We start from the raw sequence: 6,575 nt of genomic DNA, 5'->3' as shown, positions 1-6,575 counted from the left end.
GTCGCCGTGCCAGGCGGAGTGCAGGTGAGCGGCTGGGCGATCGACCCCGACACCTCGTCCCCGATCGCGGTGCACTTCTACATCGACGGCGTCGGGGTCGCGAAGACCGCCGATCAGAGCCGTCCCGATGTCGCGGCCGCATATCCGGGATCGGGGGACAAGCACGGCTTCTCCGCGATGATCCCGGCGGGATCGGGGAGCCATCTGGTGTGCGCCTACGCGATCAACGACGCGGTCGGGAACAATACACTGCTGGCATGCCGTTCCTTCTGATCCGCCGCGTCCCTTCGCCCCGCGACGTCGCCCTGAGCAGCGGCATCGCGGTGCGTGCGGTCGCACGCGCCGCGATGGTGGTGCATTGATCGGCGGCGGACGCCTCGTCGCGGGAGCGCCCGAAGGGGACCGTTTCGCCGCGCTGGACGGGCTGCGCGGGCTGGCCGCGGTCATCGTCGTGATCTACCACGCGCTGCTCGCGAGCGCGTGGGGCAACGGATTCCAGGTGGTGCTCGGCGGAGGCGTCCCCGACTCCCCGCTGGTCGGCATCGTGGCGAACACCCCGGTGCGCTACCTCGTCATGGGTCCGGAGGCCGTCATCGTCTTCTTCGTGCTCAGCGGGTTCGTCCTGACCTGGCCGATGCTCGGCGGACGAGGGCTGGACCTGTGGAGCTACTACCCGCGGCGCATCCTCCGGCTCTGGCTGCCGTCGGCGGCGGCGATGGTGCTGGCCATGGTCCTGATCCTGGTGACCGCGCAGCGTCCCGAGGATGCGCCCAGCATGTGGGGCAGGACGTACAGCTTCCCGACACTGTCGGCGGGCGACGTGCTCAACTCCTTCTTCCTCCTCACGGGGGACACCAAGCTCAACAATCCGCTGTGGACGCTGCGCTGGGAGCTGCTGTTCTCCCTCCTCCTCCCGGTCGCCTTCCTGCTCGTGGTCCGGATCCGGAGGCGGCATGGCCTGTGGCTGCTGGTGCCGGGCCTGGCGGTCGCGGTCGGCAACGCCTTCAGCGTGCCCGCGCTGACCTACGGCGCGGTGTTCCTCGCGGGCGGGGTGGTCGCGGTCATGCTGCGGCAGGACGCCGGGCCGCGGAGCGCCGTCGCGAACGGAGCCATGGCGCTGGGCGGGCTCCTCCTGATCGGCGTCCCCGACGCCGTCCGCGTCCTGCTGCCCGCGATCCCCGCGCCGGTGCGCGCGGGGACTCAGGGGCTCGTCGTGGTCGGCGCCGCGCTCATCGTGCTGGCGCTGACGCGACGCTCCCTGCTCTCACGCCTCCTGGGATCCGCGCCCCTGCGCTTCCTCGGGCGGATCTCCTTCAGCCTGTACCTGGTGCACGTCCCGATCCTCATCGCCGCCGTGCACGTCGCTCCCGGCACACCGCATCGGGCGCTGCTGATCGCGATCCCGGTCGCATTCGTCGTCGCGTGGATCTTCATGCGGGTCGTGGAGCAGCCGTCCGCGCGGTTCTCCCGCACGGTCGGCCGCAGGGTCTCCGTTTTCGTCGCGGGCCTCGAGGCCGACCGGGACGCGCTCCCGGGGCGCGTCGGACTTCAGGACAGGTAGTCGGCCAGCGCCGCGAACTGCTCCGAGGGGGAGAAGCCGGCGTCCTCGATCTTCGCGAGGTCGAGCACGCTCCACGCCGGTCGCGGTGCGACGGGCGCCGTCGCGGACGCGAAGTACTCCTCGGTGCTGACGCCGGTGATCCTGGCCGGGTCGTGCCCGGTCGCGGAGAACACGGCGCGCGCGATGTCCGCCCAGGTCGCCGGCTCACCGGATCCGGTCACGTTGTAGACGCCGTACGGCGCCTCCGAAGCCAGCAGATGCACGATCGCGCGGGCGATGTCCTCCGTGAACGTGAGGCGACCGGTCTGATCGTCCACGACCTTCGGATCGATGCCGCGCTCGGCGAGCGATGCCATCGTGCGCACGAAGTTCTTGCCCTCGCCGATGACCCACGAGGTGCGCAGGATGTAATGCCGCGGCGCGGTCGCGACGGCGACGTCGCCGGCGGCCTTGGACTGCCCGTAGACGCCCAGCGGCGCCAGGGCGTCGTCCTCGCGGTAGGGGCGGTCGGCCGCGCCGTCGAAGACGTAGTCGCTCGAGACGTGCACGAGGGTGATGCCGTTCTCGGCGGCGATGCGCGCGAGGCGAGCAGGGCCCTCGGCGTTCGCGACCCATGCGTCCCTGCGTCCGTCCGGGGTCTCCGCGAGGTCGACCGCCGTGTAGGCGCCGGCATTGACGATCGTGCCGTAGTCGCGCCACCGGCGTGCTGTCTCGAGCCCGGCGTCCGCCAGGTCGAGCTCGGCGCGCGTGGCGTACTCGATGTGCGTGGCGTCGCCGAGCGCGGCGCGCAGGGCGAGGCCGAGCTGGCCGTTCGCACCGACCACGAGCGTCTTGCGCGGCGCGATGGGGGAGACGTCCGCGAGGCGCGGGTGGTTCTTGTCCTTCTCGGAGATCTCCACCTCGGCGAGCGGGATCGGCCAGTCGATCGCGGCCGTCTCATCGGCGAGGTTGAGGAACGAGTAGCTCGCGTCCGGGGACCAGTGGTCGTTCACGAGGTAGGTGTACGCGGTGTCGGGCTCGAGCGTCTGGTACGAGTTCCCGACGCCGCGCGGCACGAAGATCGCGCGGGAGGGATCCAGCTCGATCGTGAAGACGGTGCCGAAGCTCTCGCCCTCGCGCAGGTCCACCCAGGCGCCGAAGATGCGTCCGGTGGCGACCGAGACCCACTTGTCCCACGGCTCCGCGTGAATTCCCCGCGTCGTTCCGACGGCGTCGTTGAAGGAGATGTTGTTCTGCACCGGACCGAAGTCCGCCAGCCCCAGCGCGGTCATCTTCTCGCGCTGCCAGTTCTCCTTGAACCATCCGCGCGCATCGCCGTGCACCGGCAGCTCGAGGACGATCATCCCCGGGATCGGGGTCTCCACGACGGCAAGCTGCTTGCCGAACTCGACCGCCATCACTGCCCCTTGGTGGCGTAGAACGCCTCTGTCGCGTCCTTGGACGGCGCCCACCATGCCTCGTTGGCCCTGTACCAGTCGATCGTGGCGGCGAGGCCGGACTCGAAGTCCGCGTACTGCGGCGTCCAGCCGAGCTCGGTGCGCAGTTTGGTGGAGTCGATCGCGTAGCGCAGATCGTGGCCTGCGCGGTCGGTCACGTGGTCGTACGCGTCGCGCGGCTGCCCCATCTGCTCGAGGATGAGCTCGACGACGTCCTTGTTGTTGCGCTCGCCGTCGGCGCCGATGAGATAGGTGTCGCCGATCCGGCCCTTGTCCAGGATAGTCAGCACCGCGGAGGAGTGGTCGTTGGCGTGGATCCAGTCGCGCACGTTCTCGCCCGCGCCGTAGAGCTTGGGTCGGATGCCGCGGATCACGTTGGTGATCTGGCGGGGGATGAACTTCTCCACGTGCTGGTAGGGGCCGTAGTTGTTGGAGCAGTTCGAGATCGTCGCCTGCACGCCGAAGGAGCGCACCCAGGCGCGCACGAGCAGATCGGAGCCGGCCTTGGTCGACGAGTAGGGCGACGACGGGTTGTAGGGCGTGTTCTCGGTGAAGCGCTCCGGGTCGTCGAGCTCGAGGTCGCCGTAGACCTCGTCGGTGGAGATGTGGTGGAAGCGGCGGTCGTGCTTCCGGGCCGCTTCGAGAAGCGTGTAGGTGCCGACGATGTTGGTGTCCAGGAACGGACGCGGGCTGTGCAGCGAGTTGTCGTTGTGCGACTCGGCGGCGTAGTGCACCACGGCGTCGGCGTCGGCGAACAGCGTGTCGACGAGCTCGGCGTCGGTGATGTCGCCGTGCACGAACGTCACCCGCTCCGCGGGGAGGCCGTCGAGAGAGGCGCGGTTGCCGGCGTAGGTGAGCGCGTCCAGCACGGTGACGTGGTGATCGGTGTTCTCCACGACGTGGTGGACGAAGTTCGAGCCGATGAAGCCGGCGCCGCCGGTGACGAGCAGTCTCTGCATGACTTCCAGGGTAGCGGGGCGCGTCGCCCCGCACCGGGCGCGCGTGCTGGCGAATTCACAGGAACGAGCCGGTCATGCGAGAGAATAGGGGCATGCGTGGAATCATCCTGGCCGGCGGCACCGGCTCCCGGCTGCATCCGATCACCCTCGGAACGTCCAAGCAGCTCGTCCCTGTGTACGACAAGCCGATGATCTACTATCCGCTGTCGACCCTCATCCTGGCGGGGATCCGCGACATCCTGCTGATCACGACCCCCCACGACGTGGAGTCGTTCCAGCGCCTTCTCGGCGACGGCTCCCGCTTCGGCGTCTCGATCACCTACAAGATGCAGCCGTCCCCCGACGGACTCGCGCAGGCGTTCATCCTCGGCGAGGAGCACATCGGATCCGATTCGGCGGCGCTGGTGCTCGGCGACAACATCTTCTACGGCCAGGGGATGGGCACGCAGCTGCGGAAGTACACCGAGCTCGACGGCGGTGTCGTGTTCGGCTACTGGGTCGACGACGCGACCGCCTATGGCGTGGTCGAGTTCGACGACGCCGGCCGCGTGGTCTCGCTCGAGGAGAAGCCCGCGCAGCCGAAGAGCAACTACGCCGTGCCGGGCCTCTACTTCTACGACAACGACGTGATCGAGATCGCGAAGAACCTCAAGCCCTCCGCGCGCGGCGAGCTGGAGATCACCGACGTCAACCGCGAGTACCTCGACCGAGGGAAGCTCCAGGTGCAGCTGCTCACCCGCGGCACCGCATGGCTCGACACGGGGACCTTCGACTCGCTCGCCGAGGCGACCGACTTCATCCGCACCGTGGAGAAGCGCCAGGGTCTCTCCATCGGCTGCCCGGAGGAGGTCGCGTGGCGGATGGGCTTCCTCACCGACGACGAGCTGCGCGAGCGCGCGGAGCCGCTCATCAAGAGCGGCTACGGCGCCTATCTGCTGAAGGCGCTCGCCCAGGGCCGGGAACCGATCGCTCCGAAGGCATGACCGGGATCGCGACGAAGGGGGACGTCATGAAGGACTCGTCGTCCCGGCGCCTCGTGCTGTTCGCCCTGCATTCCGAGCGCGGCGACGCCGACGGCGCGACGCGGCACCAGCTGGCGGCGCTGCGCGACGTGGCGGATCGGCTCGTCGTCGTCGTCGAGCCGAACCTCGGCATCGAGGACCGCGCGGCGGTGGCCCTGCTGTGCGATCGCATCGTGGACCACGATGGGCCCGCCGTCGACGCTCGCGCGTATCGCGAGGCCGTGCGCACGGAGCGCGCAGGCGCCGGCGACGAGATCGTCTTCACCGGCAACAGCTGGTTCGGCCCCATCGGAACGCTCGACGACGTCCTGGAGCAGCCCGCGATGGCGGATGCAGGGGTCTGGAGGCTGATCGAGACCACGGATCGCCACCCCGAGTCCTTCCCGCTCGAGGGGTTCCCGGAGGTCAGAGCGCCCTGGACCTGGACGGTCGTCCGCGGCGCCCTCGTCGACACCTCGCCCTGGCGCGAGTACTGGGCGGCGCCGCCCGCGCACTCGGAGGACGAGTTCGCCGAGCACTTCCTCGCGCGGGGCGCGCGCGGCGGAGCTGGCTTCCCCGCGACCCTCGGTCCGCGCGGGAACCCCGGTCTGCTCGCACCGGGGATCCTGATTCAGGCCGGATGCCCTGTGCTGCTCCGGTCGGTCTTCGCGCAGTACCCGCCGCTTCTCGATCGTTTCGCGGTGCTGGTGCGCCCCATCATCGCCGAGATCGAGCGGCGAGGGTATCCCGTCGCCGAGCTCTGGCGCTCGGTGGTGCGGACGACGGCTCCCGCGGCGCTCAACGCGCTGGCCGGCATGCTCGAGGTGCTCCCCGATGCGGCGTCCGTGGACGAGGACGCGACCCTGACGCCGCTGCGGGTCTGCGTGATCGCGCACATCCCGCACCTCGACTTCGTCGACGAGCTCGCCGAGCACCTGCGTCAGATCCCGGGGGAGTTCGATCTCGTCGTGACCACGACGGACGGACGCAAGGCCACGAAGCTGCGCGCGCGGCTGCGCAAGAGCAACCGCGAGTGGGCGCGCCGTGCCGTCGTCCGCGTGACCTGGGTCCCCGGTGGCCGCGACATGGGCGCGATGCTGATCGGCTGCAAGGACATCATGCTGTCCGACGCATACGATCTCGTGATCCGGATCCACGGACGCGACCCGCGTCGCAAGACTCTCAACGTGCGCGAATACAGCCGCCGCTATCAGCTCGAGAACCTGCTGAGCAGCCCGGGGTACGTGCAGGGCATCTACGACCTCTTCCGGCGGGAGCCGGGTCTGGGCATGGTCTTCCCGCCCATGGTGCACATCGGCTACGGCACGATGGGGCGCGGCTGGGGCACCTATCGGGAGCCGGCCGAGCAGCTGATCGAAGAGCTCGGGATCAAGGTCCCGCGGGACGAGGTCTCCCCGCTCGCGCCCTTCGGCGGGATGTGGATCGCACGGCCCGAGGCGCTGCGGGCGTTCGTGGAGCGCGGCTGGACCGTGAGCGACTACCACCGTGCGCGACGCGCGCGCTGGATCGAGCTGACGCGCGTGCAGGAGCGGCTGCTCGCCATCACCGCGGCCGAGGCGGGATATCACTCCCGGACGGTGCTGAACCGGGAGCACGC

Annotated in this window: 5 protein-coding genes and 1 pseudogene; 4 read left to right on the top strand and 2 right to left on the bottom strand. The window is 69.8% G+C overall.

What is annotated here, in order from left to right; genetic code table 11:
- Both B7X32_RS16935 and B7X32_RS16930 read left to right on the top strand, forming a co-directional pair.
- Positions 1-273 (top strand): annotated as a pseudogene (locus B7X32_RS16935) (hypothetical protein); the annotation flags it as partial.
- 85 nt (positions 274-358) lie between these two features.
- On the top strand, positions 359-1,561 hold the full coding sequence (locus tag B7X32_RS16930) for an acyltransferase (RefSeq protein WP_292722264.1): 1,203 nt from the start codon (positions 359-361) through the stop codon (positions 1,559-1,561).
- Here the strand turns inward: B7X32_RS16930 and B7X32_RS16925 are convergent.
- A complete protein-coding gene (locus B7X32_RS16925) occupies positions 1,549-2,958 on the bottom strand; it encodes a bifunctional dTDP-4-dehydrorhamnose 3,5-epimerase family protein/NAD(P)-dependent oxidoreductase (RefSeq protein ID WP_292722262.1) in 1,410 nt (469 codons plus the stop codon). The genes B7X32_RS16930 and B7X32_RS16925 overlap by 13 nt on opposite strands.
- Entirely contained in the window at positions 2,958-3,956 is a 999-nt protein-coding gene (rfbB, locus tag B7X32_RS16920; protein ID WP_292722259.1) for a dTDP-glucose 4,6-dehydratase, read from the bottom strand. The genes B7X32_RS16925 and rfbB overlap by 1 nt, the downstream gene beginning before the upstream one ends.
- 92 nt (positions 3,957-4,048) lie before the next feature.
- Here rfbB and rfbA point away from each other — a divergent pair, with 92 nt between their 5' ends.
- Both rfbA and B7X32_RS16910 read left to right on the top strand, forming a co-directional pair.
- Positions 4,049-4,939, top strand: coding sequence for a glucose-1-phosphate thymidylyltransferase RfbA (gene rfbA, locus B7X32_RS16915; RefSeq protein ID WP_292722255.1), 891 nt, complete (start codon positions 4,049-4,051; stop codon positions 4,937-4,939).
- A gap of 26 nt (positions 4,940-4,965) precedes the next feature.
- A partial coding sequence (locus B7X32_RS16910; protein WP_292722252.1) for a rhamnan synthesis F family protein occupies positions 4,966-6,575 on the top strand: 1,610 nt, incomplete at its 3' end.

Source organism: Microbacterium sp. 13-71-7 (assembly GCF_002257455.1).
In the GTDB taxonomy this organism is placed as follows: domain Bacteria; phylum Actinomycetota; class Actinomycetes; order Actinomycetales; family Microbacteriaceae; genus Microbacterium.
Note: the sequence above shows the minus strand (reverse complement) of the source record. Positions and strands in the feature narration are given on the sequence as shown.

Excerpts from the sequence above, each read along its gene's own strand:
- B7X32_RS16925 (WP_292722262.1), bottom strand. The coding sequence starts at position 2,958 with ATGGCGGTCGAGTTCGGCAAGCAGCTTGCCGTCGTGGAGACCCCGATC.
- rfbB (WP_292722259.1), bottom strand. The coding sequence starts at position 3,956 with ATGCAGAGACTGCTCGTCACCGGCGGCGCCGGCTTCATCGGCTCGAAC.
- rfbA (WP_292722255.1), top strand. The coding sequence starts at position 4,049 with ATGCGTGGAATCATCCTGGCCGGCGGCACCGGCTCCCGGCTGCATCCG.